Below are 23,772 nucleotides of genomic sequence, written 5' to 3'. Positions count from 1 at the left end.
TCAGCTGTCCTCCGGCTCTTCGACCTCGGTGGTGAGGATCGGCGTGCGGTGGCCCGGCGTCAGGCCGGCCCGGTCCCGGTAACCCTGCACGTACGCCAGCAGCCCGGTCCCCGTGGGGCGGCGGCCCGGCTGGATGTCGCAGGTGCCCACCTTGCTCTCCTGGATCAGCACGTTCGGGTCGAGCGTGATGCCGATCAGGTCGTTCGCCGAGTCGCCGGTCACCAGGCCCTCGCCGCCCCAGTGGTACGGCATCCAGATCTGGTGCACGACCCGGTCCTCGATGCGCAGCGGCGTGAGCCGGTCGGTGACCAGCACCCGAGCCTCGATCGCCGCCCGGGCGGTGACGATGTGCGCCCAGCCCAGGTGTTCCAGCCCGCGTTCGGCCGCGAGCTCCGGCGACACCTCGACGAACATCTCCGGCTGCAGCTCCGACAGGTACGCGAGCTGCCGGCTCATGCCGCCGGCGGTGTGGTGCTCGGTGAGCCGGCTCGTGCTGAACACGTACGGAAAGACCTCGCTGTGCCGCTCCGGCGGGCTCGGGTTGGTCAGGTTGTCCGAGCGCTCGTACACCTTGCGGGTCGGGTTGGCCTGCTGCCCGTAGAGCGGGTTGCGGAACGGCGACTCGGCGGGCTCGTAGTGCGTCGGCATCGGCCCGTCGATCAGGCCGCTGGGCGCGTACAGCCAGCCCTTTCCGTCGCCCTGCATGATGAACGCGTCGTCGCCGCTGATCGCCTCGACGCCCGTCGCGCCCTCCGGCGGCCGGTACGACGGCGGCTTGGTCTTCTCGAAGTCCGGCACGTCGTAGCCGGTCCACTCCCCCGCGTCCTCGTCCCACCAGACGTACTTCTTCTTCTCCGACCAGGGGCGGCCCTCGGGGTCGGCGGAGGCGCGGTTGTAGAGCGTGCGGCGGTCGGCGGGCCAGGCCCAGCCCCACTCTCGGGCCACCCAGTCCTGCTCGGTGCGCGGCTTGCGCCGGGCGGCCTGGTTGACGCCGTCCTTGTAGACGCCGGTGTAGATCCAGCAGCCGCCCGCGGTGGAGCCGTCCGCCTTCATCTCGGTGAACGCGGACAGCGGCCGGCCGGTGGCGACCTCGTAGCCGTTGATCTCCTTGAGCACGGCCTCGGCGCTGGGCTCGTCGCCGCGCTCGCCGTGCAGCGGGTAGTCCCAGGCGATGTTGAGCAGCCCCTGGTCACGCGGGTCGGTGGAGCCGGCCCGGCGTTCCCGCATGATCCGTCCGAGGTGGTAGAAGAACCACAGCTCCGAACGGCAGTCGCCGGACGGTTCGACCGCTTTCTCGCGCCACTGCAGCATGCGCTGGGTCTGGGTGAACGTGCCCTCCTTCTCGGCGTGCGAGGCGGCGGGCATGAAGAACACCTCGGTCCTGCACTCCTCCGGCACGATCTCGCCGGTGGCGACCTCGGGGCCGTCCTTCCAGAACGTGGCGCTCTCGATCATGAACAGGTCGCGGACCACGAGCCAGTCCAGGTTGGCCATGCCCAGGCGCTGGGCGCGGCCGTGCGCCGAGCCCACCGCCGGGTTCTGCCCGAGCAGGAAATACCCCTTGACCTTGCCGTCGATCATGTCGAGGACCTGCTGGTAGGTGCCGTGGTCGCCGGTCAGCCGGGGCAGCCAGCCGTACCCGAAGTCGTTGTCCTTCGTCGCGTTCTCGCCGTAGTAGGCCTTGAGCAGGTTGACCGCGTACGACTCGGCGTTCGCCCAGAAGCCCTGCTGCTCGGGGTGCCGGATGGCGTCGATCCACTGCCGGTACGTCTCGTGCTGGCTGTGGTGCGGCATCGGCAGATAGCCGGGCAGCAGGTTGAACAGCGTCGGGATGTCGGTGGAGCCCTGGATGCTGGCGTGCCCGCGCAGCGCCATCACGCCGCCGCCCGGACGCCCCATGTTGCCCAGCAGCAGCTGGATGATCGCGCCGGCGCGGATGTACTGCACGCCGACGCTGTGCTGGGTCCAGCCCACCGAGTAGACCAGCGCGGTGGTGCGCTCGCGGCCCGAGTTGGCGGTCCACGCCTCGCAGACCTCGAGGAACTTGTCCCGCGGCACGCCGCAGAGCCGCTCGACGACCTCCGGCGTGTACCGGGCGTAGTGCCGCTTGAGGACCTGGTAGACGCAGCGCGGGTCCTGCAGCGTCGGGTCGCGGGGCACGTCGGCGGGCACCGGCGGGCCGTGCGACTCCTGCTCCAGCCCGGAGGCGGTCTCCCGGTCGATGTGCGAGCCGCCCTCCTCCTGGCCGTGCTCCTGCTGGCCGGCGTACTGCCAGGTGCTCTGGTCGTACGCGTTGGTCTCGGGGTCGTAGCCGGAGAACAGCCCGTCGAGCTCCTCGGTGTCCTGGAAGTCCTCACTGACGAGCATGGACGCGTTGGTGTACGCGAGCACGTACTCCCGGAAGTCCTTCTCGTTGCCGAGGATGTAGTTGATCACCCCACCCAGGAACGCGATGTCCGCACCGGCCCGCACGGGCACGTACGAGTGCGCGAGCGCGCTGGTCCGGGTGAACCGCGGGTCGATGTGGATCACCTTGGCGCCGCGGTTCTTCGCCTCCACCACGTACTGGAAGCCCACCGGGTGGGCCTCCGCCATGTTGGAGCCCTGGATGATGATGCAGTCGGCGTTGGCCAGATCCTGGAGGAATCCGGTGGCCCCGCCACGGCCGAAGCTGGTCCCCAGACCGGGGACGGTGGCGGAGTGTCAAATACGGGCCTGGTTCTCGATCTGAATAGCGCCCACGGCCGTGAAGAGCTTCTTGATCAGGTAGTTCTCTTCGTTGTCCAGCGTGGCGCCGCCCAGGCTGGAGATGCCGAGCGTGCGGTTCAGCGGGCGCCCGTCCTCGTCGGCGTCCTCCCAGGTCTCGTCGCGCGCGGCGAGCACCCGGTCGGCGATCATGCTCATCGCCGTGTCGAGGTCCAGCTCCTCCCACTGCGTACCGTACGGCCGCCGGTAGAGGACCTTCTGCTGGCGCCGGTCGCTGGTGACCAGGCTCTTGCTGGCCGAGCCCTTGGGGCACAGCCGGCCCTTCGAGATCGGGCTGTCCGGGTCGCCCTCGATCTGGACGACCTTGCCGTCCTTGACGAAGATCCGCTGGCCGCAGCCGACCGCGCAGTACGGGCAGACCGAGCGGGCCACCGAGTCGGCGGTCTCGGTGCGCGCCGTGAGGCTGCGCGAGCGGTCCGATTTCGCCGCCTCGCCGCGCCCCAGCGGGTCGGTTCCGGTCAGCTGCCGGTACACCGGCCAGTGGTTGATCCACGTACGGACGCCCATGTGATCGACACTAGACCACCTCCCGGGGTGCCGCACGGCGTGCGGCCCCCCGGCTCGCGTGTCATCCGCGGACCTTCTCCCGGTACGCGTCCAGCGCGGCGCCGGGGGCAGATCCACGACGGCGAGGGCGGGAACGGGGACCTCCGCACCCGTACGGATGCGGTCAGCCGGCGCCGGGACCGGCCCAGGGGTCGATCGCCGGGAGGCTGCTCGTGTGCGGCGGCAGCTCGGTCTGTGCGGGAATCCCCGCGGAGTGCGACGTGCCCGCGCCGGTAGCGTCGTAGCCCGGATGAGGCTGCGGCGTCGTCACGATGAGCACGTACCGGTTGCGGTGGCACAGCTCGAAGAAGTGGTTCGCCGACGGCGCCGCGAGCAGCACCAGGGCGGTCAGCGTGGCCAGGGCCGTCAGCGCGTCCAGGGCGCCCGCGCTGATGCCGTACACGGCGGGCATGAGGTGTTGAACCGCGCCCGGTCCGGCCGAGCCGGACGGGCCGTGGAACGGGTCCGACAGGGCGCCGAGGCCCCCGCAGAGCAGGGAGAGCCCGCCGAGCACGTACGTCGTCACCCTGGCGTTCCTGCGGCCCTGCCCGTTGAGCACCGCCAGGACGGCGGCGCCCCCGGCGAACACGATGTCGAGCGTCGCGCCGACCAGGCTGCGGAACCCCGAGCCGGTGTCACCGGTGTACGCGTCGCGGTAGACGCTCAGGCCGGTGTTGACGAAGACCAGCTCGAGGACCGCGGAGAGCAGGCAGAGCCCCGCGACCCCGTACAGCAGCGCGCACGCGAAGCGCACGCTGGTCGGCGAGCTCGGCGGCACGGGTGGCGCCAGATGCATGCGGGACAAGGTAGCCCCCCGAGGCTCGCGGGCCTCAGTGCGGGAAGGCGCGCGGGATGCGGGGTGAGACTCCGGCCCGGAAGGCTTCGATACGGGTCGTCACCTGACGCCTGCCCAGCGTGTTCTCGATGCGGTCCCGGTACAGGCACCGGGCGGCGAGCTTGTCCAGGTCCACCGTGAAGTAGATCGCCATCAACGGATTGACGAACAGCGGGCTGCCCGTCGTACGCCTCGTGAACTGGACGTCGCCGAACGCGCCGCCGGTGGCCGCGGCGATCTGGCCGTGCACGATGCTGGGCCGCGCCGGGGTCGCGGCCTGGGCGTTCGCGACCGCGTCGCGGTAGAGCGCGGCCTCCCGGCTGGCGTTCGGTACGGACAGAGCACCGAGATATCCGCCCTCGCGATCGAGCGCGGCGAGATTCTCCAGCACCTCGGCATGGTTCACGCCGTCGTACGCGTCGATGCCGAACCCGAGCGAGCTGACCAGCTTCACCGGCAGGTCGAGGCCGGCCACCGCGGCGAGGCTGGTGATGTCCTCAACGGGCGTACCGAGGTTGCTCTCGTCGCCGCGCAGCAGGATGTCGGTGCCGCCGTCGACCAGCACGACCGCGTCGATGTCCAGCCGCTCGACGAGATACCGGTACGCGTCGCGCAGCAGCTGCACGCCGAGCGGCGGGAAGGCGTACACCGTCGACGGCAGGTCGTTGGCGGCCAGCCACCGGGCGAGCGTGCCCTCGGGGAAGTACCAGTCCGAGCTGGCTGTCTCCGGCGTCACCTCCACGACGTGCTCGTCCACCCACGACTCGCGGCCGATCTCGACGAGCTCGGAGAACGACAGGTTCGCCAGATGCACCCGTACGCCGGCATCCCACAGCGCGACGGCCAGCGGCAGGCCGGCGTACACGTCGAACCCGCCGCCGGCGCCCGCGATCAGGACGGTGCGGGCGGGGGCGAGCGCGGCGAACAGGGGTGGGGTGGACAACGAGAACGTCCCGGAATCCGCGGGCGGCGGGGCAGGGCTCAGCACCGGACCATGATCCGCCATGGCCGCCGGTGCCGCTGACCCGTCACCACACGAACGGAACGAGGCGGGCCCGGCCGGCGGCGAACCGCCGGTAGCGGTCGCCCAGGGCGGCGACGAGGGCGCGCTCCTCGATGCGGATCCGGAGGACGAGCGCGATCAGGACCAGCCCGAAGGCACCGGCGGCGCCCACCCCGTTGCCTGCCGCCAGTATCGGTCGTCGGCGGCAGGCCGCTTCGGGCGATGACGGCCCATCGCATCGTTATGCTGCGGAGATGGTCCGGGACGAGTTGCTGCGGCTGCGAGCCGGCGCGGAAGCCGAGGCCGCCACGCTGGCCCGGGATCTCGAGGCGCTGTTCGCCGCGTCGCGCGATTCGAACGCCGACGACGAGCACGACCCGGAGGGCGCCACCATCGGTTTCGAGCGGGCCCAGCTGACCGCGCTGCTCGCCGCCGCCCGCAAGCGGGTCGCCGAGGTCGACGACGCGCTGGCGCGGGTGGAGGCCGGCACGTACGGCGTCTGCGAACGGTGCGGGCAGCCGATCGCCGAGGAGCGGCTCGCCGCGCGGCCGTTCGCCCGCTTCTGCATCGCCTGCGCGTAGCGCGCCTGCGGGAGCGAACGGCCGCGTCAGAACGTCAGGATCGCCCGCCGGCCCGGCGGAGCATCTCGTCCAGCTCGGGGTCGGGCATCAGCTCCCGGACATCCTGCGCGCACCGGCACGCGGCGGCGATCCTGGCGGCCCAGGCGAGCGCCTCCTCCCGGGACGGCACGTCGACGACCGTGAGGCCGCCGATGACCTCCTTGGTCTCCGGGTACGGCCCGTCGCTGACCACCCCGTCGGCGACGACGATGCCGGCCCGCTGACGCTCGAGCCCGCCGCCGAACACGAAGACGCCGGCGTCGAGCGCCTCCTGCAGCACGGCGTGCGCCGCCTTCGCCACCTCCGGTATCTCCCCGGCCGGAATGTGGTCCATCGCGCCGTCGTCGAACGAGATCAGGTACCGCGGCATCGCATGACTCCCTTGTCCGGGCGGCCCGGTCCGGCCGCCCCTCGCCTGTTCCACGAACGGCCCGCCCCGAATCCGACACCGCGCACACCCTGTAAAGCGTCCTAGGATGTTAGGGGCCGCAGCCGGGCCTGAGGATCCCAGCCGGGGGCGGGCGTGAACACCCCGGCCGGGTCAGGAACAGGGCATCGCGGTGCGGGAACGCGGCAGGACCACCGGCTCACTCTGAAGCTGCCCGGCTTCTTCACCGGATGCGCACATCTGCGTGGTTGGGTGGTCCACATGAGAGCGTTCACGGGGTTCACCTGCGACCTGGCCACCGCGCGCCCATGAGCCGGCTCGGACGAACCCGCAGGGCGTTGCTGGCGATCGCGCTGACCACCGCCATCCTCGGCGCCGGTTATCTCGGCTCCGTCGCGATCCGGCGCACCCGGACGGTCACGATGCAGGCCGCCACCGGCACGTACCGGGTCGGCCGCCGGATGACCGAGTGGACCGACGACACCCGCGCCGACCCGCTCGCGCCCTCCCCCGGCGCCCGGGAGCTGGCCGTCTGGTTGTGGTACCCGGCTCCGCCCGACGCCACGGGCCCGCGAGCCCGGTACGCCCCGGGCGCGTGGGCGGCGCTCCACCTTCCCGGCGTCGCCGGCTGGGGCGAGAGCAGCTTCGACGCCGTACGGGTCCACGCGCTGGACTCCGCCCCGGTGGCCGCCGGCCGCTTCCCCGTGGTCGTCCTCGAACCGGGCCTCGGGCTCGCCGCGCCGCAGTACACCGCGATCGCGGAGAACCTCGCCGCCCACGGCTGGCTCGTCGCCGGCGTCACCCCCACGTACAGCGCCAACGTCACCGTGCTGCACGGCAAGGTCGTGCAGGCCAGCGCCGCCGGCAACCCCGCCGTCCTCGATCAGGCGGACCTGCACGCGCCCGCCGTCGCACGGGCCGCGGACGCGCTCCTCCGCGTCTGGGCCGCCGACGCCCGCTTCGTCGCCGCGCGGGTCGCCGCTCTGGACCGTGACGGCTGGGCCGCCGGGCACGTCGACGCCACCCGCACCGTCTACGCCGGTCACTCGTTCGGCGGCGCGGCCTCGTTGCAGGCGTGCCACGACGACCCGCGCTGCGCCGCCGCCGTGGACCTCGACGGCACCCAGTTCGGGCCGGTGGTCCACACCGGTCTGCGCCGGCCCGTGCTGCTGATCGCCGCCGGCTCGTGCATCACCGGCACCTGCCGGCCGGCTTCCGCGGCGGACCGCGCCGATCAGGTGACCGCGCGCACGCTGCTCGCCGCGTCCACGGGACCGGTCCGGACGTACGAGGTGGACGGCATGCGGCACTTCGACTTCACCGACTACGACGCCTACTATCTCGCCGCCCCGCTCCACCGGCTGTTGCCGCTCGGCTCCCTTCCCCGCGGCCGCGGGCTCAGCATCACCAACGACCACCTGATCTCGTTCCTCGCCGGATGACGGGCACGGCGCGACCCGGTCCTCTGGCAAGGTGAGCCCATGACGCTCTACGACGCCGTGGGCGGGGCGCCGGCTCTCCTCGCCCTCGCCGCGGACTTCCACGCGCGGTGCCTGGCCGATCCCGTGCTCGAGCACCCCTTCTCGCACACCACCAACCCGGAGCACGTGCAACGCCTCGCCGACTACTGGGGCGAGGTGTTCGGTGGGCCGCCGGTCTACTCCGCGTCGTACGGCGGCCACTCCGCCATGCTCGGCCTGCACGCGAACCAGGGCGCCGAGGACGACCTCGGGGACCGCTTCGTGGCCTGCTTCGTCGCGGCGGTCGACAGCACGGGCGTCACGTCCGATCCGGCGGTGCGGGCGGCCCTCGTCGCGTACATGCGGTGGGCGACCGACGAGGTGATGACGTACTCCCCGATGGGCTCGCGGGTTCCCGCCGGGCTGCCGGTGCCCCGCTGGACCCTGGACGGCTTGCAGCGCTGAGGCGATATCGTGCCGCCATGCGTGTTCCCGGCTGGCTCGACGACACCCGGATGTCGTACGACACCGTGGCGGCCGGCTACGCCGACATGCTGCGCGACGCACTCGCCGGCGAGCCGTTCCAGCGGGGCATCCTGGCGCTGTTCGCCGAGCTGGTACGCGCGCAGGGCGGCGGGCCGGTCGCGGATGTCGGCTGCGGCCCGGGCCGGATCACCGACCACCTGCACCGCGCCGGGCTGGACACGTTCGGTGTCGACCTGTCACCCGCGATGATCGAGGTGGCCCGGCGGGATCACCCGGGCCTGCGGTTCGAGGTCGGCTCGATGACGGACCTCGACCTGCCCGACGGATCCCTGGCCGGCCTGCTCGCCTGGTTCTCGACGATCCACGTCCCGGACGACGAGCTGCCCGCGGTCCTCGCCGGCTTCTTCCGGGTCCTGCGCCCCGGCGGGGCGCTGCTGCTCGGTTTCCACGCCGGCACGGGCAGCACGCTCAAGACCGAGGGGTACGGCGGCCGGCCGATGCACGTCCACGTGCACCGCCGCACGCCGGCGGAGGTCGCGGGCCGGCTCGGCGCCGCGGGCTTCACCGTCGAGGCCGAGATGGTGCACCGTCCGGCACCCGGCGTCGAAGGCGGCTTCGTCTTCGCCCACCGGTGAGCGTGCTACCGGGCCCCCGCCGCGGCCTGGACGGCCGGCGCCGCTGAGGCGTACAGCTCGAGGGTGGCCGGAAGCTGCGAGTGCAGCGGCGCCGGCAGGGCGTCCACCGTGAACCAGGCCAGGTCGTCGAACTTGTGCGGCTCACCGATCCGCACGGCCGCCGGATCGAGGCGTACGGCGAAGACCAGCGCGACCCAGTGCGAGTGCGGCCGGACGACGTTGCGCACGCCCAGCATCGTGATGTCCTCCGGCGTGGCCGCGTACTCCTCGCGGACCTCGCGGGTGACGGCGTCGTCGAAGCTCTCACCGAACTCCAGCGCGCCCGCGCCGGTGTCCCAGGTGCCCGGCTCGTCGCGGGCGGCGGCGGAGCGTTGCGCCAGCAGGACCCTGCCGTTGCCGTCGTGGCAGACGAACACGCAGGACACCCGGACTTCTTGTGCCGTCATGGCCGCCATCATGCCAAGCGTGTCAGGGTGGGGCGTGATCAGGCGGATCAAGGTGTGTCTCAACGGCGGCCGACGCCCCGGCGAGCATCCGGGCGTGCCCGTCACGCCCGCGCACCTGGCCGGGGCGGCCGCGGGCGCCGTCGCGGCCGGGGCGGAGGCGGTGCATCTGCACCCACGGGATGCGGGCGGCGCCGAGACGCTCGACGTGGGTGCGGCCGTGGCGGCGGTGCGGCGGCGCTGCCCCGGTACGCCCGTCGGCGTCTCCACCGGTCTGTGGATCACCGGCGGGGACGCGCGGCTGCGCCTCGAGCGGATCCGGGCGTGGGCACAGCTGCCCCCGGAACAGCGTCCCGACATGGCGTCGGTGAACGTGCACGAGGACCGGTTCGCGGGTACGGCCGCCGCGCTGCGCGACGCCGGGGTGGCCGTCGAGGCGGGGGTGTGGTCCGTCGACGACGTCGAGGCGCTGGCCGGCGTACCCGTCGATCGGGTTCTGGTGGAGGTTCTGCACACACCGGCGGCGGACGCGGTGGCGGTGGCCGACCGGATCCTGCAGCGGCTGGACCGGCGCGGCGTCGCCGGCCCGCGGTTGCTGCACGGCGAGGAGGAGGCGTGCTGGCCGCTGGTGCGGCACGCCGGGCGCCTGGGGCTGCCGACCCGGGTAGGGCTCGAGGACACGCTGGTGGACGAGACGGGCGCCCCGGCGGTGGACAACGCCGACCTGGTCCGGCGGGCGATTCGGGTGTGGGACGCCGCGCCCCGTCCAACCACCCCACCGCCACGCACAACCGGACTGAAGCGTCAGGTCCAGTAGAGGATGCGGCAGGCCGGGAGCCGGTCGGCGATCTCCCGGTCGAACCAGGAGCGCAGATCCGTCATCGTGGTGCGCGGGTAGACGTACTTCACCGCGCCGAACTTGCCGTGCTTGCGGTCGCGGGCCCCCTCGTCCATCTCCAGGCGGGTCGCCGGGTACCAGCCGAGCAGCACGTCCTTGCTGCCCGGGGTGAAGCGGTGTGTGATCAGCTCGGCGGTCAGGTCGAGGCCCGGCACGCCGCCCACCGCGCGGGCCACCTCGTCGAGCAGGTGGCCGTAGTGCTCCGGCCAGTCCGGCACCGGCATGATCGGCGCGATCGTGAGCCCGACCGGGTAGCCGTCGAGGGCGAGGCGGCGCAGGGCGGCGAGGCGGTCCTCCAGCCGGGCCGTGCCACCCTCGAAGCGGGTGGTGACCGGCAGGCAGTTGACGCTGAAGCGGACCCGGGTGCGGCCGTGGTGCGGCAGGCCTGCGAACGTGCCCACGTCGGCGAACTTCGTCGTCCAGCGCAGCTGCACCGCGTCGTCCCAGGCGCCGAAGTGCTCCACCGCGCGGCGCCAGCTGCCGGTGAGGTGTTCCAGCGCGAGCGGGTCGGTGTAGCAGGACGCCTCGAAGGTGGTGCCCTCCTCGGGGCGGCGCTTCGCGGTTCCGGCGTACGGCGCCAGCCCGGCGAGGATGTCGTCGAGGTCGGCGTACACGCGGGTCACCGGCGGCCCGGTCAGCGAGCCGGCGAGATAGCAGTACTGGCAGTGCGCCGGGCAGCCCTCGGCCAGGTCGAAGCGCCAGTCCGCGCTGGGGGCGATGGGTTGCAGGCGGCGGCGTGACGGCGGGCTGACCACGATCGCCAGGGTGGCCTTCGCGCGGGCGTACGTCTCCCGCTCGGTGGCGCCGCGCAGCCCGGTCAGCCGGTTGCCGGTCAGCCGCTCCACCTCGATGCCCTGCGCCTCGAGCCGGGCCATGATGCGGTGGCCGTGCGGATGGTCGTACGCCGCCGGGGTGGCCACCACCCGGCGCGGCGTCCACCGCCGGGCCGGGCGCGCGGGCGGCGCGAGGCCGCTCAGGTCGTGCAGGTCGGTGCGCTCGCCGCTGGCGCTGTGCGGTGCCGCGGGCACGTCCGGGGCCAGGGGCCGGGTGAGGTCCACGACCCCAGGGGTACCCGCGCGGCGGCGGATCTCACCGCCGGCCCAGGTATCGGCGCAGGTCCTGGGTCTCCCCGGTGATCGGGCGCACGGCGAGGATGCACGTGTCGTCGTCCGGGTTCGCCCGGCGCAGCCGGGCCAGCAGCTCGCCGAGGGGCTGGCGGGGCGAGGCGCGTACCGACTCGTCGACCGCGCGGATGACCGCGTCGAGGCCGTCGTCGAGGCCACGGGAGCGGTGCTCGACCAGCCCGTCCGTGTAGCACAGCAGCAGGTCGCCGATCGCGAGGTCGAGCACGGCGCACTCGTACCGGGCGTCCTCGACGACGCCCAGCATCGGCCCCGACGGGCGGGGCAGCGGCGCCGTCCGGCCGCCCCGCGACAGCAGCGGCGGCGGATGCCCGGCCTGGGCCCAGGTGAGGCGGCGCCGGGCCGGGTCGAAGCGGGCCACGATCGCGGTCGCGGCGATCTCCGGCGTCTCCGCGTCCAGGTCGCAGGTCAGCCGGTTGAGGTGGCCCAGCAGCTCACCCGGGTCGGACGTGGTCACGGCCAGCGCCCGCAGCGAATGGCGCAGCTGCGCCATCGTCGTGGCCGCCTGGGTGCCGTGCCCGGCCACGTCGCCGACGGCGAGCAGCACCGAGCCGTCGCCGAGCGTCGTCGCGTGGTACCAGTCGCCGCCGACCATGCCCTCCTGCCCGGCCGGCAGGTAACGGACGGCGACCTTGAGGCCGGGCAGCGCGACCGGCCCGTCCGGGATCGGCAGGATGGCCCGCTGCAGCTGGGCCGCGAGCGCGTGCTCGGCGGCCGCGGACCGCCGCTGCTCCGCGAGCTGGTGCTCGACCTCGGCGAGGCGCCGGGCGCCGGCCTCGCGGGCGGTGACGTCCTGCACGATGCCGTAGATCCGCAGCGGCGACCCGGCCGCGTCCCGGACGGCGTCGGCGACCGTCCGCAGGTACTTGACCCGGCCGTGCACCCGGGCGCGGAGGGTCACGTCGACCTGCTCGCCACGCTCGAACGCCTCGACGGCGGCCATCCGCAGCGGCAGGTCCTCGGGCAGGGTCAGCGCCTCGGTCTCCTCCCGCGACATGGGCCCCAGCGCGGGATCGCGCTCGTAGATCCGGAAGACCTGCGCGGACCAGCGCACCTCCCCGCTGACCAGGTCCCATTCGCCCCAGCCGAGGTTGCCCAGGCGCTCGGTGCCGGCGATGCGTTCGCTCTCCCCCGGGCTGCGGTCGTGGCGCTCCCAGCTCATCAGCAGCCCGGAACCGACCCGGTGGGCGCGGACGGTGTACCGCTCGCCGGCCAGCAGGAACGGGCCGACCTCGGCCGGTTCGCCGCTGTCCAGCACCCGCTCGTAGCGTCGCCACCGCTCGCTGAGCAGGCTCTCCGGGAGGTGGTCACCCAGCCGCGAGCCGATCAGGGCCCGGCCGTGCAGCCCGTCGGCGACCTCGGCCTCCGGGGTCGCCGCGGCGAACTCCAGGTCGACGAGGCGGCCGGCGTCGAGCACGGGCAGCAGCAGCGCGGCCTGGCCCGGCATGCCGTCGAGCACCGCCTGCGCCGTCGCCAGCCAGGGCTCCGCGCGGCGCACCTGCGCGACGCCGACCGCGGGCAGGCGCGGGTGCGGCGCGGCACCGCGGGCGGACGGCTCGGTGACGTCGAACAGGGTGATCACGCCGGCGGCCACGTCGACGAGGTCGCGGCCCTGGTCGGCGGTCATCTGCAGGAGGTGACGGTGCGCGTCGGACAGCCGGCAGCGGGTCCGCCCGGCGAGCAGCCCGACGGCCCGGTCGACCAGCGCGCGCCCGGCGTCCTCCGCCTGCTGGGACGGGCGCAGGCTCTCCACCGCCTCCACGTACGCCTGACGGCCGCCCATCCAGGTCACTGCCCCCTCCACGTACGACGTCGGATGCCTCCTGGATACGCCAGCGCGGCCGAGATCGTCATCCCCCGAACACCCCCACCCCCATCCCACCTGCGGCGCGGCGCGGCCCGGGTCACCCGGACGGGCTACCGTGACGGATCGTGCTCAGAGTTCGAAGAGGCCGCGCATCGCCTCGGTGACCCGGGCCATGCTGGCGCCGGTGGCCATGCCGATGCGCTCCGCGCCGACCGAGGCCGGCAGGCGGCGCATCCGGTTGATCACCACGACGCCGGTGATGGGGTCCTGCTCGGTGAGGGCCACCGCGTACGGCGGCAGCTCGGTCACGCCGCGCTGGCGCACGATGGGCGCGCAGAACGGGGACGCGTTCGACCGCTCGTTGTAGCTGTCGGCCGAGAGCACGAGGACCCGGTAGCGCAGGTCGGTGCGGCTGCCGATGGTCCAGATCTCGCCGCGCTTCACGCGCCGAGCGTACCGTCGGGCCGATCTTTCCCGGCGCGCGCGTCAGGCCGTGGCGTGATGGCGCTGTTTCACGCGGTACATGGCCTGGTCGGCGCGGGTGACGAGTTCCTCGGGGCGCAGCCGGCCGTCGGAGAGCACCGCGCCGACGCTGGCCCCGGCGCGCACCGGGTGACCGCCGAGGTCGAACGGCTCGGCGAGGACCTGCTCGATGTGCGCGGTCAGCCGCGCGGCCGCCTCCTGCTGCGCCTCCTCCTCGCAGAGCAGCAGGAATTCGTCGCCGCCGTAGCGGGCGAGCGTCTCCCCCGCGCGCAGGCCGGCCCGGATCCGCCGGCCGATGCCGATGAGCACCTGGTCGCCGGCCGCGTGGCCGAGCTGGTCGTTGACGGCCTTGAAGCCGTTGAGGTCGCAGAAGAGCAGCACGACCGCCGGGCGGCCGGTGGCGCGCTCGCGGGCCACGGCGGCCTCCAGCCGGGCGTTGAGCTCGGCGCGGTTGGGCAGCCCGGTGAGCGGGTCGTGGGTGGCCTGGTGGCGCAGGGCCGCCTCGGCCTGGTGCCGTTCGGCGGCGAGCCGGCCGATGCGGACCATGACCAGCGGCACGATGAACACGCAGCCGAGCGCCAGCAGCAGTCCGTCGGAAGGCAGGGCCAGGATCTCGCGGACGCCGGCGACCAGCGGGTTCACGGCGAGGGCCAGGCCGAGGAAGGCCAGCCTGCCGGGGGTGAGGCGGTCGACCGGGGCCGGGCCGGGGTGCAGGAGGTCGAGCATCGACGGGTGCAGCGGGGCCGCACCGACACACACGTACGCGATGACCAGGAACACCTCGATCCAGCCCGGCCGGCTGGTGGTCATCGTGCCGGTGGTGACGGCGAGGACGACGTTGCCGACGAGGCCGAGCAGCAGCGCCCACACCAGCAGGTTGAGCGCGGGCAGCCGCCGGTCGGCCACCTTCCGGACCCGGACCAGGGCGCCGAGGACGCCGGCGAGCACGAGGATGGTGACCAGCAGCGCCGCCTGCTCCCCGGTGCTCGCGCCCAGCTCGTTCAGGCGCGGGAAGACGAGCCCCGTCCACAGCAGCCCGCCCAGGGTGACCGCGGCGAGCGACACGTCGAGCAGGCCGCCGATGTCGCCGCGCCCGCGGCGCACCACGAGGGCGATCGCGGCGGCGAGCAGCGCGGCGTGCCCCACTGTCACCAGCAACTCGGCGGACATCCGACGGTCGGGCCCGGCGAAGGCGGTGAGCGCGTTGCCGGTGGACATCACGGTCATCGCGCCGGCCAGGATCCACCAGGGCAGACCCTCGCGGGCGCCCAGGCGGCGCAGCAGGGTCAGCAGGGCCGGCACGCTGCACGCCGAGACGAGCAGCATGTTCAGCGGCCGGGCGCCCGCGGGCAGCAGCGGGTGCGCCACCGCCAGCGAACCGGTGCCGCCCAGGTACCACCAGAAGGCGCGAGTCACCTCCTCACCTTCGGCGGATCGTCCCGCGGGGTGAGCGTTGTTCACCTCCGGTCGAACCCCGGGCGTTGTGAATCCGTAACAATGGCCGTGACGGCTTGCGACCGACGGGATGCACCCCGTTTCTCGCGTGGAGGAAGGACGTTCATGACGCAGAAGGCTCAGATCGGCGTGACCGGCCTGGCGGTGATGGGGCGCAACCTGGCCCGCAACTTCGCCCGCCACGGCCACACGGTCGCGGTGCACAACCGCAGTTACGGCCGGACGAAGGAGCTCGTCGAGGAGTTCGGCCACGAGGGCACGTTCATCGCGTCCGAGAGCGCCGAGGACTTCGTGGCGAGCCTGGAACGGCCCCGCCGCGTGGTGATCATGGTCAAGGCCGGCAAGGCCACCGACGCGGTCATCGACGAGTTCGCCCCGCTGCTCGAACCGGGTGACATGCTCATCGACGCGGGCAACGCCCACTTCGCCGACACCCGGCGGCGGGAGGCGGCCCTCAAGGAGCGCGGCCTGCACTTCGTCGGCACCGGCGTGTCCGGCGGCGAGGAGGGCGCCCTGCACGGCCCGAGCATCATGCCCGGCGGCTCGCCGGAGTCGTACGAGTCGCTCGGCCCGCTGCTGGAGGACATCTCGGCCAAGGTGGACGGGGAGCCGTGCTGCGTGCACGTCGGCCCGGACGGCGCCGGCCACTTCGTGAAGATGGTGCACAACGGCATCGAGTACGCCGACATGCAGCTGATCGCCGAGGCGTACGACCTGCTCCGGCAGGCCGGCGGCCACTCGCCGGCGGAGATCGCGGAGATCTTCAAGGGCTGGAACGAGGGCCGGCTCGGCTCGTACCTGATCGAGATCACCGCCGAGGTGCTCAAGCAGGTCGACGCGGAGAGCGGCAAGCCGTTCGTCGACGTGGTGGTGGACCGCGCGGAGCAGAAGGGCACCGGCCGCTGGACCGTGCAGTCGGCGCTGGACCTGGGCGTGCCGGTGAGCGGCATCGCCGAGGCGGTGTTCGCCCGGGCGCTGTCCGGCGGCGCGGACGTGCGCGCGGCCGCCGCGGGCAAGCTGCCCGGCCCGTCGGCCACCGCCGGCGCGGGCGGCGCGGACCTGCAGGCCGACGTCGAGCAGGCGCTGTTCGCCTCCAAGATCGTCGCGTACGCGCAGGGCTTCCAGCAGATCCAGGCGGCCAGCGCCGAGTACGGCTGGCAGATCGACCCGGGCGCGATGGCCAAGATCTGGCGGGCCGGCTGCATCATCCGGGCGAAGTTCCTCGACTACATCAAGCAGGCGTACGACAAGGACGCGAACCTGCAGACCCTGCTCGTCGACGACTACTTCCTCGAGGCGGTCAGCGGCGCGCAGGACGCGTGGCGGCGGGTCGTGGCGCTCGCCGCGGCGCAGGGCATCCCGGCGCCGGGCTTCGCGTCGGCGCTGGCGTACTACGACGGGCTGCGCGCCGAGCGCCTGCCGGCCGCGCTGATCCAGGGCCAGCGCGACTTCTTCGGCGCACACACGTACCAGCGGGTCGACAAGGACGGCTCGTTCCACACCATGTGGGGTGCGGAGCGCAACGAGGTGTCCGCCTAGACCGGGACGGCGGTGGCGGTCCGCACCATGAGGGCCGCCATCTCCGCCGGCGGGAGCGGCTTGGCCATGTAGTAGCCCTGGCCGAGCCGGTATCCCATCTGCCGCAGCCGTTCCAGCTGCGCGGCGGTCTCGATGCCCTCCGCGACGGCGTACAGGTCGAGGTATTCGGCGAGCTGCGCGACGGCCGCGGCCACCGCGAGGCGGCCCCGGTCCTCGCCGTCGCAGATGCCGTCGACGAAGGACTTGTCCAGCTTCAGCACGTCCACCGGGAACGCCCGCAGCAGGCTGAGGCTGGACTGGCCGGTGCCGAAGTCGTCGAGGGCCAGGCGTACGCCCAGCTCGTGCAGCGCCTCGAGGGTGTCGCGCACCTGCCGGCCGTCGACCACCGACGACTCGGTCACCTCGAGCACCAGGTTCGCCGGTACGAGGCCGGTGTCGCTGAGCACGGCCGCGACCTCGTCGACGAAGCCCGACTCGCGCAGCTGCCGCGCGGCCACGTTGACGTTGATCGAGCGGATCGCGGCGGGGCCGTACTCGGCGTGCCAGCGGGCGAGCTGTTCGCACGCCTCGCGCAGCACCCACGAGCCGAGCGGCACGATCAGCCCGGAGCGCTCGGCCACCGGGATGAAGTCGCCCGGCGACACGTTGCCGCGTACGGGGTGCCGCCAGCGCACCAGCGCCTCCGCGCCGGACATGCGGCCGGTGGTGATGTCGAAGACCGGCTGGTACATCAGGTACAGCTCGTGCCGGATGATCGCGTTGTGCAGCTCGCTGCCGAGCCGGGCGTGGTTGACGACCTCGTTGCGCATCCGCGGCTCGAACCGGGCGTAGGACGCCTTGCCGGAGGCCTTCGCCGCGTACATCGCGATGTCGGCGTTGCGCAGCATCTCGTCGGCGCTGTCGCCCGGCCCGGCCAGCGCGACGCCGATGCTGGCGTGCGCGAGCAGGTGGTGCTCGCCGACGCGGAACGGCACCGCCAGGGCGGCCAGGATGCGCGCGGCCGCGGCCTCGGCCTGCACCGGCTCGTCGGTGTCGAGCAGCACGGCGAACTCGTCGCCGCCGAGCCGCGACGGCAGGTGGGTGACCGCGCTGTGGTGCCGCAGCCGCTGCGCCACCTCGTAGAGCAACTGGTCGCCGACGGCGTGCCCCATGGTGTCGTTGACCATCTTGAAGTCGTCGATGTCGACCAGCAGCACGCTGGCCGGCAGGTGCGCGTCGAGCCGTTCGCCGAGCACGGTGCCGAAGCGGGCCCGGTTCGCCAGCCCGGTCAGCGGGTCGTGCATCGCCAGCCGTTCCAGCTCGGCCTGCTGGCGGCGGATCCCGCCGAGCATCCGCTCGTTGGCGCGCAGGCCCAGCAGCTGCCGCGCGACCACGAACGCGGCGATCAGCACCGCGCCGACGATGACGACGCGCTGGTGCGAGTCGAGCTGGCGCGCCGAGACGGTGATGACCAGCGCCGCGGTCGCGATCACCGAGATCAGCGGCAGCGCGTTGTAGACGCTGCGGCGCGCGGGCGCCACCGCCGTCACGCCCGGGCGGCCCAGCACGAGCTGCTGACGGTACGCGGCCAGGCACATCGCCAGCCCCACCAGCGGTACGGACAGCACCGACAGCCACAGCCGGGCGGTGGGGCTGCCGGCGATGAGCAGCACCGAGGAGACCACCCCGGTCAGCGGCGCGACGGCGAGCATCCGCAGCGACAGCGGGTCCACGACACTGGCCGGGCTCATCGCCGCGCGGCCGATCACCACGAGCGCGATGAGGCCGCCCACGCCGACGACTGCGGCGCCCTGCAGGGTGGCCGGCGACGTGGCGGGATCGGCGAGCTGGAAGACGACGTACCAGAAGATCAGCGTGCCGGATACGGCCACGGTGGCACCGTCGAGCACGAGTTGTGTCCACCGCAGCGAGGACCGGCGCTCGCGGGGCAGTTGCAGGAAGGCCAGCAGTGCCATGGCCACGCCGAGCATGATCGGCGCGGCGACGTACGGCGAGAGACCCGGCCGGTTGTTGGCCAGCGCGAAGCTGATCGCGGCGCCGGCGCCCAGGCAGATGGCCGCGTTGGCGAACCATCGCCAGAAGGAGCGCACCGGCCGCGCCACGACGATCATGGCACCGATCCGGCGGCAGGCCAGGAACGCGCCGAGCATCGCGAGCGGGCCGCCGGCGTACCCGGGCCGGGTGGTGCCCCCGTCCTGCACCGTCAGCCACACCAGCGACCAGGCCAGCGCGAGCACCGCCACGGCGAGCGGAAGCGGGCCCGGGCGGGCCTGCTTCTGCGCGCGCCGGCGGCCGACCCGCGTGGCTGGTGCCGTCATGGTGGCGTGGGGTCCCGTCTGTGCTGGTCAGCGAAATACATGTCCGGTCCTGGTGGAATTCCAGTCGGCTCCGGCGCGTCGAAGCTGAGAATTACCGGGACTGCCTGCGCGGCGGCTCCAACCTGCGATAGAGGACCCGTCCGGCCCGCGGGCGGATGTGCGGGGGTGCGCGCGCCCCCTAGGGTCTGGGACGTCATGGAACGCACACCGGTCTGGCTGCTGCCCGCCGCGCTCGCCGTCCTGCAGCTGGCGGCCTGGCCGGGGCTGGCGTACGCGACCCGCGAGCACGTGACGGCGACCTCGGCGGCCACCGCGGTGGCGGTGACCGTGACCGTCGCGGTGGCGCTGCTGTGGCGGCGTACCGCCCCGATCGCGACGACCGGGGTGGTGGTCGCCGCGTTGACCGTCGCCGAGCTGGGCCTGCCGCCGGACTCGCTGAGCGTGATCACGGTCGCCGACATCGTCATGCTGTACGGGATCGCCGTACGCCGCCCTCAGCGCACGGCCCTGACCACGGCCGCCGCGCTGATCGTCTGGCAGACCGCGCTGGTGGCCGGCGACGACGAGCTCGGCGGCGACTTCCCGGCGGCGCTCGCGGTGCTGGTGGTGCTCTACATGGGCGTGGCCGCGCTGGGCCGCGCCCGGCACCGCTGGTACGCCGACCGCGCCGACGCCGCCACCCGGCTGGCCGAGGCCGAGCAGCGCCGGTCGCGGGCGGCGGACACCGAGCGTCACCGGCTCGCCCGCGAGCTGCACGACGTCACCGCGCACCACCTGACGTCGATCGTGGTGATCGCCTCGGCCGCGCAGCGGGTCGGCGCCGCCCGCCCGGAGCTGGTCGCCGAGGCCCGGGACTTCGCGGTGCGTACCGGGCGGGAGACGCTGACCGCCCTGCAACGGCTGGTGGCCCTGCTGCAGGAGCCCGGCGCGCCGGGGCCGAGCGGGGGCCTGACCGAGCTCGCGGACGGCTTCCGGCGCCTCGGGCAGCGCGTCACCGTCGAGGGCACGCACCCGATGGGCCCGGCCGTGGCGGAGGCGGCGCACGGCATCGCCCGCGAGGCCCTGACAAACACCCTGCGGTACGCACCGGGCGCCTCGGTCACCGTCCGCCTCACCGGCACCCCGGACGGCGCACGGCTCACCGTCGCCGACGACGGCCCGGCGGGCGCCACCACGGACGGATCCGCCGCGCGGCTGGGCTCCGGTCGCGGGATCGGCGGGATGCGCGAACGGGCGGCGGCCCTCGGCGGCACGCTCGAGGCGGGTCCGCGGCCCGGCGGTGGCTGGCAGGTGGACGCGCTGCTGCCGGCCGACGCGGCGCCGGTCCCGGGCGGCGCGCGGCGGCCGGGCCCGGACTCGGTCATCGACGCGGCCGTCCTGCTGCTCGCCCTGGGCGCCCCTGCCGCGGGGCTGCTCGTCGCGCTGGAGGAGGGCGACCTCCCGGCCGGCGCCGCCTCGCTGGCCGCCCTGACGCTGATCGGGCACGCCCTGCCGCTGGCGTGGCGGCGCACCCGGCCCTGGACCGTGCTGACGGCCGTGCTCGTCACCGGCTGGGTGTGGCCGCTGCTGATCGCCACCAGGCTGCTGACCATCACCCACGGCTGGATCGCCGTCACCGGGGCCGGCGCGGAGGTGCTGGCGGTGCACGCGGTGGCCCGCTACGGCCGCCGGCCGGCCCTGACCTGGCTGTCGATACCCGCGGTGCTGGGCTGTGTGATGTCCGCGGTCAGCGTGATGCTGCTGCTCGACCCGCCGGAGGACACCGCGGCCTCCGTACCGGCCACGTTCCTGATCATGGCGATCGTCGGCGGCATCCCGCTGTCGTTGCCCGTCTCCGGGGCGTGGCTGGCGGGCTTCCTGGCCCGGCGCCGGCGCGAGCGCGTACGGGCCCGCGAGGACCACGCGGTCGCAGCCGCCACGGCGTGGGCCCTCGTGGAGGCGGGCGCGGAACGGGCCCGGGTGGCGGCCGGGCTGCGCGAGGCGGTGCTGCGCGACACCGCGCGGGTGCCGGAGGCCGCCGACCGTGGGGACCTGGACGCGGTCGTCGGCGCGGCGCGGACCGCGCTGGACGGGATGCGCGGCCTGCTCAACGACCTGCGCGACGCCCCGGCCGGCGAGGACCAGGCGCGGGCACCGCAGCCGACGCTGGCTGCGCTGCCCGGGCTCGTGGACCGGTGGCGCGCGGGCGGCCGTACGGTCGATCTCGAGCTCATCGGGACCGGCCGGCGGCTGAGCACGGACCTGGACGTCTCGGCGTACCGGGTGGTGGAGCTGCTGCTGGCCGGCGACACCGGCCCCGTACGGGTCCGGGTGGACCTCGCCGGCGACCCGCTGCGCCTCGCGGTGAGCCCGATGCCGGAGGATGCCGGTGGCGAGGTGGCCGCGGGGCTGCGGGCCCGGCTGGCCGCGGTCGGCGGAAGCCTGACGGTCGCCGGTGACGGCAGCACCGAGATCCTGCTCCCCGCGCCGCGGGACGGGCACGACGAACCCGCGCCGCGGGACGGGCACGACGAACCCGCGCCGCGGGACGGGCACGACGAACCCGCGCCGGGGCACGGGCACGACGGTCCAGCCCCGCCGCAGCGGGCCGGCGAGGACGAGGAGGTGGCGACATCGCCACGCGTGTGATGGTCGTCGACGACCAGCTGATGGTCCGGGCCGGCATCGCCGCGATCGTCGACGCGGAACCCGACCTGAGCGTCGTCGGCGAGGCCGCGGACGGCGCCACGGCGCTGGAGGTCGCCGGCCGGGTCCGTCCCGACGTCGTGCTGATGGACATCCGCATGCCGGGCATGGACGGGCTGACCGCCACGGCGCGGCTGACCGCCGGGCCGCAGCCACCGCGGGTGCTCGTGCTGACCACGTTCCACCAGGACGCCTACGTGTTCGAGGCGATGCGCGCGGGCGCGTCCGGCTTCGTGCTCAAGGACACCGAGCCGGCCGACCTGCTCGCCGCGATCCGGGTGGTGGCCGGCGGCGAGGCCATGCTCAGCCCCGCCGTCACCCGGCGGCTCATCGACGCGTTCGCCGGCGGCGGGATCACCGCCACCGTGCCCGACGACGCCCGCCTGGCCGGCCTCACCCCGCGCGAGCGCGAGGTGCTGGTGAGCATTGCGCGGGGCCTGTCCAACGCCGAGATCGGCGCGGCGCTGGGCATCACGACCGGCACGGTGAAGGCGCACGTCAACGCGCTGCTGGCCAAGCTGGGCGTCCGCGACCGGGTGCAGGCGACGATCGCCGCCTACGACCTCGGTCTCGTGCGTCCCGGCGTCACCCCTTGAGGGCGGCCGACACCACCGCGCGGGCCTCCTCCTGGATGCGGGCGAGCGCCTCCGGGCCCTTGAACGACTCGGCGTAGATCTTGTAGACGTCCTCGGTGCCCGACGGCCGGGCCGCGAACCAGCCGGACTCGGTGGCCACCTTGAGCCCGCCGATCGGCGCGTCGTTGCCCGGCGCCGTGGTCAGCACCGCGGTGATCGGCTCGCCGTCCAGCTCCTTGGCGCTGACCTGCGAGGGCGACAACTTGGCGAGGATCGCCTTCTCGTCGCGGGTCGCCGGGGCGTCGATGCGGGCGTACGCGGGCGAGCCGAACTTCGACGTCAGGTCCCCGTAGTGCTCGCTGGGGGTCCGGCCGGTGGTGGCCAGGATCTCGGAGGCGAGCAGGTCGAGCAGGATGCCGTCCTTGTCGGTGCTCCACGGGCTGCCGTCGCGGCGCAGGAACGAGGCGCCGGCGCTCTCCTCGCCGCCGAAGCCGACCGAGCCGTCAAGCAGCCCCGGCACGAACCACTTGAAGCCCACCGGCACCTCGACCAGCTTGCGACCCAGGTCGGCGGCGACCCGGTCGATCATCGACGAGGACACCAGCGTCTTGCCGATGGCCGCCTCGCCGGGCCAGTCCGCGCGCACCCGGAACAGGTACGAGATCGCGACGGTCAGGTAGTGGTTGGGGTTCATCAGGCCGGCGTCGGGCGTGACGATGCCGTGCCGGTCGGCGTCCGCGTCGTTGCCGGTGGCCAGCTGGAAGCGGTCCTTCTGCTCGATCAGCGAGGCCATCGCGTACGGCGACGAGCAGTCCATCCGGATCTTGCCGTCCCAGTCCAGCGTCATGAACTTGAACGTCGGGTCCACGTCCGGGTTCACCACGGTCAGGTCCAGGCCGTACCGCTCGCCGATCTCGCCCCAGTACGCCACCGACGCGCCGCCCAGCGGGTCCGCGCCGATGCGCACGCCCGCCGAGCGGATCGCCTCCATGTCGATGACCGAGGACAGGTCGTCCACGTACGCCGACAGGTAGTCGTACCCGGAGACCAGCTCGGACGTGCGGGCGCGGGCGGCGCCGACGCGGCGGACGTCCCGGAGGCCGGCCGCGATCAGCTCGTTGGCCCGGTCCTGGATCCACTTGGTGGCGTCGGTGTCGGCCGGGCCGCCGTTCGGCGGGTTGTACTTGAAGCCGCCGTCGTCCGGAGGGTTGTGCGACGGCGTGACGACGACACCGTCGGCCAGCCCGCTCGAGCGCCCCCGGTTGTAGGTGAGGATCGCGTGTGACAGCGCGGGCGTGGGCGTGTAGCCGTCGCGGCTGTCGATCAGCACCTTGACGTCGTTGGCGGCGAACACCTCCAGCGCCGACACCATGGCCGGCTCGGAGAGCGCGTGCGTGTCGCGGCCCAGGAAGAGCGGCCCGTCGGTGCCCTGCGCCTTGCGGTACTCGACGATGGCCTGGCTGGTGGCCACGATGTGGTCCTCGTTGAACGCGGTCCGCAGGCTGGAGCCGCGGTGGCCGGAGGTGCCGAACGCGACCCGCTGCTCGGCCACCTCCGGGTCGGGGTGGCCGGTGTAGTAGCTCAGGACCACCCGGGGCACGTCGATGGTGTCGCGGGAATCGGCGGGGGTGCCGGCGCGGGGATGCACGGACATCGAGGGGCCTCCTTGAGGGCGTGGACCTGCCCGG

General features: G+C 73.8%; 20 protein-coding genes. 8 read left to right on the top strand and 12 right to left on the bottom strand.

The annotated features are described in order from the left end of the window. The 4 genes from fdh to COUCH_RS20485 all read right to left on the bottom strand — a co-directional run bounded on the left by fdh (window position 1) and on the right by COUCH_RS20485 (window position 5,322). Window positions 1-3,273, bottom strand: a complete 3,273-nt coding sequence (fdh, locus tag COUCH_RS20500) for a formate dehydrogenase (RefSeq protein WP_249606795.1) — start codon at window positions 3,271-3,273, stop codon at window positions 1-3. A 163-nt stretch (window positions 3,274-3,436) separates the two neighbouring features. After that, entirely contained in the window at window positions 3,437-4,108 is a 672-nt protein-coding gene (locus COUCH_RS20495) for a hypothetical protein (RefSeq protein WP_249606794.1), read from the bottom strand. 34 nt (window positions 4,109-4,142) lie between these two features. Further along, complete coding sequence (locus COUCH_RS20490; RefSeq protein WP_249606793.1) at window positions 4,143-5,135, bottom strand: DUF1152 domain-containing protein; 993 nt, start codon at window positions 5,133-5,135, stop codon at window positions 4,143-4,145. Between the two features lie 40 nt (window positions 5,136-5,175). Then, the gene (locus COUCH_RS20485) at window positions 5,176-5,322 is read right to left on the bottom strand and encodes a hypothetical protein (protein ID WP_249606792.1); all 147 of its coding nucleotides are present in this window, start codon (window positions 5,320-5,322) and stop codon (window positions 5,176-5,178) included. 82 nt (window positions 5,323-5,404) lie between these two features. On the opposite strand from COUCH_RS20485, the gene COUCH_RS20480 reads away from it, so the two are divergent. Further along, window positions 5,405-5,731 carry a TraR/DksA family transcriptional regulator gene (locus tag COUCH_RS20480; protein ID WP_249606791.1) on the top strand — a complete coding sequence of 109 codons (327 nt, stop codon included), beginning with the start codon at window positions 5,405-5,407 and terminating at the stop codon, window positions 5,729-5,731. A 34-nt stretch (window positions 5,732-5,765) separates the two neighbouring features. Here COUCH_RS20480 and COUCH_RS20475 read toward each other — a convergent pair whose 3' ends face one another. Continuing rightward, window positions 5,766-6,140 (bottom strand): YciI family protein, encoded by a 375-nt coding sequence (locus COUCH_RS20475; protein ID WP_249606790.1) that lies wholly within the window; start codon window positions 6,138-6,140, stop codon window positions 5,766-5,768. A gap of 326 nt (window positions 6,141-6,466) precedes the next feature. Here COUCH_RS20475 and COUCH_RS20470 point away from each other — a divergent pair, with 326 nt between their 5' ends. From COUCH_RS20470 to COUCH_RS20460, 3 genes are read left to right on the top strand one after another with little or no spacing between them, the layout of a single operon-like run. Beyond that, complete coding sequence (locus COUCH_RS20470; protein ID WP_249606789.1) at window positions 6,467-7,600, top strand: hypothetical protein; 1,134 nt, start codon at window positions 6,467-6,469, stop codon at window positions 7,598-7,600. Window positions 7,601-7,639: 39 nt separating this feature from the next. Then, the gene (locus COUCH_RS20465; RefSeq protein WP_249606788.1) at window positions 7,640-8,083 is read left to right on the top strand and encodes a group II truncated hemoglobin; all 444 of its coding nucleotides are present in this window, start codon (window positions 7,640-7,642) and stop codon (window positions 8,081-8,083) included. Window positions 8,084-8,100: 17 nt separating this feature from the next. Next, on the top strand, window positions 8,101-8,739 hold the full coding sequence (locus COUCH_RS20460) for a class I SAM-dependent DNA methyltransferase (protein WP_249606787.1): 639 nt from the start codon (window positions 8,101-8,103) through the stop codon (window positions 8,737-8,739). 5 nt (window positions 8,740-8,744) lie between these two features. On the opposite strand, the gene COUCH_RS20455 is transcribed toward COUCH_RS20460, so the two are convergent. Beyond that, window positions 8,745-9,185: an NUDIX domain-containing protein gene (locus tag COUCH_RS20455; RefSeq protein ID WP_249606786.1), complete on the bottom strand. Its 441-nt coding sequence runs from the start codon at window positions 9,183-9,185 to the stop codon at window positions 8,745-8,747. Here COUCH_RS20455 and COUCH_RS20450 point away from each other — a divergent pair. Then, the gene (locus tag COUCH_RS20450; RefSeq protein WP_346015928.1) at window positions 9,184-9,999 is read left to right on the top strand and encodes a 3-keto-5-aminohexanoate cleavage protein; all 816 of its coding nucleotides are present in this window, start codon (window positions 9,184-9,186) and stop codon (window positions 9,997-9,999) included. The two genes, COUCH_RS20455 and COUCH_RS20450, sit on opposite strands and share 2 nt — an antisense overlap. On the opposite strand, the gene COUCH_RS20445 is transcribed toward COUCH_RS20450, so the two are convergent. The 4 genes from COUCH_RS20445 to COUCH_RS20430 all read right to left on the bottom strand — a co-directional run bounded on the left by COUCH_RS20445 (window position 9,987) and on the right by COUCH_RS20430 (window position 14,928). Then, entirely contained in the window at window positions 9,987-11,138 is a 1,152-nt protein-coding gene (locus COUCH_RS20445; protein WP_249606784.1) for a spore photoproduct lyase family protein, read from the bottom strand. The two genes, COUCH_RS20450 and COUCH_RS20445, sit on opposite strands and share 13 nt — an antisense overlap. Window positions 11,139-11,169: 31 nt before the next feature. Next, window positions 11,170-13,005: a SpoIIE family protein phosphatase gene (locus COUCH_RS20440; RefSeq protein WP_249613763.1), complete on the bottom strand. Its 1,836-nt coding sequence runs from the start codon at window positions 13,003-13,005 to the stop codon at window positions 11,170-11,172. A gap of 153 nt (window positions 13,006-13,158) precedes the next feature. Then, window positions 13,159-13,473, bottom strand: coding sequence for a type II toxin-antitoxin system PemK/MazF family toxin (locus COUCH_RS20435; RefSeq protein WP_199509375.1), 315 nt, complete (start codon window positions 13,471-13,473; stop codon window positions 13,159-13,161). Between the two features lie 42 nt (window positions 13,474-13,515). Beyond that, window positions 13,516-14,928 (bottom strand): GGDEF domain-containing protein, encoded by a 1,413-nt coding sequence (locus COUCH_RS20430; RefSeq protein ID WP_249606783.1) that lies wholly within the window; start codon window positions 14,926-14,928, stop codon window positions 13,516-13,518. A gap of 144 nt (window positions 14,929-15,072) precedes the next feature. Between COUCH_RS20430 and gndA the strand changes: the two genes are divergently transcribed. Further along, the gene (gndA, locus tag COUCH_RS20425; RefSeq protein ID WP_249606782.1) at window positions 15,073-16,506 is read left to right on the top strand and encodes an NADP-dependent phosphogluconate dehydrogenase; all 1,434 of its coding nucleotides are present in this window, start codon (window positions 15,073-15,075) and stop codon (window positions 16,504-16,506) included. Here the strand turns inward: gndA and COUCH_RS20420 are convergent. Continuing rightward, the gene (locus COUCH_RS20420; RefSeq protein WP_249606781.1) at window positions 16,503-18,824 is read right to left on the bottom strand and encodes a putative bifunctional diguanylate cyclase/phosphodiesterase; all 2,322 of its coding nucleotides are present in this window, start codon (window positions 18,822-18,824) and stop codon (window positions 16,503-16,505) included. The genes gndA and COUCH_RS20420 overlap by 4 nt on opposite strands. Before the next feature lie 195 nt (window positions 18,825-19,019). On the opposite strand from COUCH_RS20420, the gene COUCH_RS20415 reads away from it, so the two are divergent. Further along, complete coding sequence (locus tag COUCH_RS20415; protein WP_249606780.1) at window positions 19,020-21,452, top strand: ATP-binding protein; 2,433 nt, start codon at window positions 19,020-19,022, stop codon at window positions 21,450-21,452. Next, window positions 21,437-22,105: a response regulator gene (locus COUCH_RS20410; RefSeq protein ID WP_249613762.1), complete on the top strand. Its 669-nt coding sequence runs from the start codon at window positions 21,437-21,439 to the stop codon at window positions 22,103-22,105. Before COUCH_RS20415 ends, COUCH_RS20410 begins: the two co-directional genes overlap by 16 nt. Here the strand turns inward: COUCH_RS20410 and pgm are convergent. Then, window positions 22,095-23,738, bottom strand: coding sequence for a phosphoglucomutase (alpha-D-glucose-1,6-bisphosphate-dependent) (pgm, locus tag COUCH_RS20405; RefSeq protein ID WP_249606779.1), 1,644 nt, complete (start codon window positions 23,736-23,738; stop codon window positions 22,095-22,097). The genes COUCH_RS20410 and pgm overlap by 11 nt on opposite strands. Window positions 23,739-23,772 lie beyond the last annotated feature (34 nt).

This window comes from Couchioplanes caeruleus, from assembly GCF_023499255.1.
In the GTDB taxonomy this organism is placed as follows: domain Bacteria; phylum Actinomycetota; class Actinomycetes; order Mycobacteriales; family Micromonosporaceae; genus Actinoplanes; species Actinoplanes caeruleus_A.
Note: the sequence above shows the minus strand (reverse complement) of the source record. Positions and strands in the feature narration are given on the sequence as shown.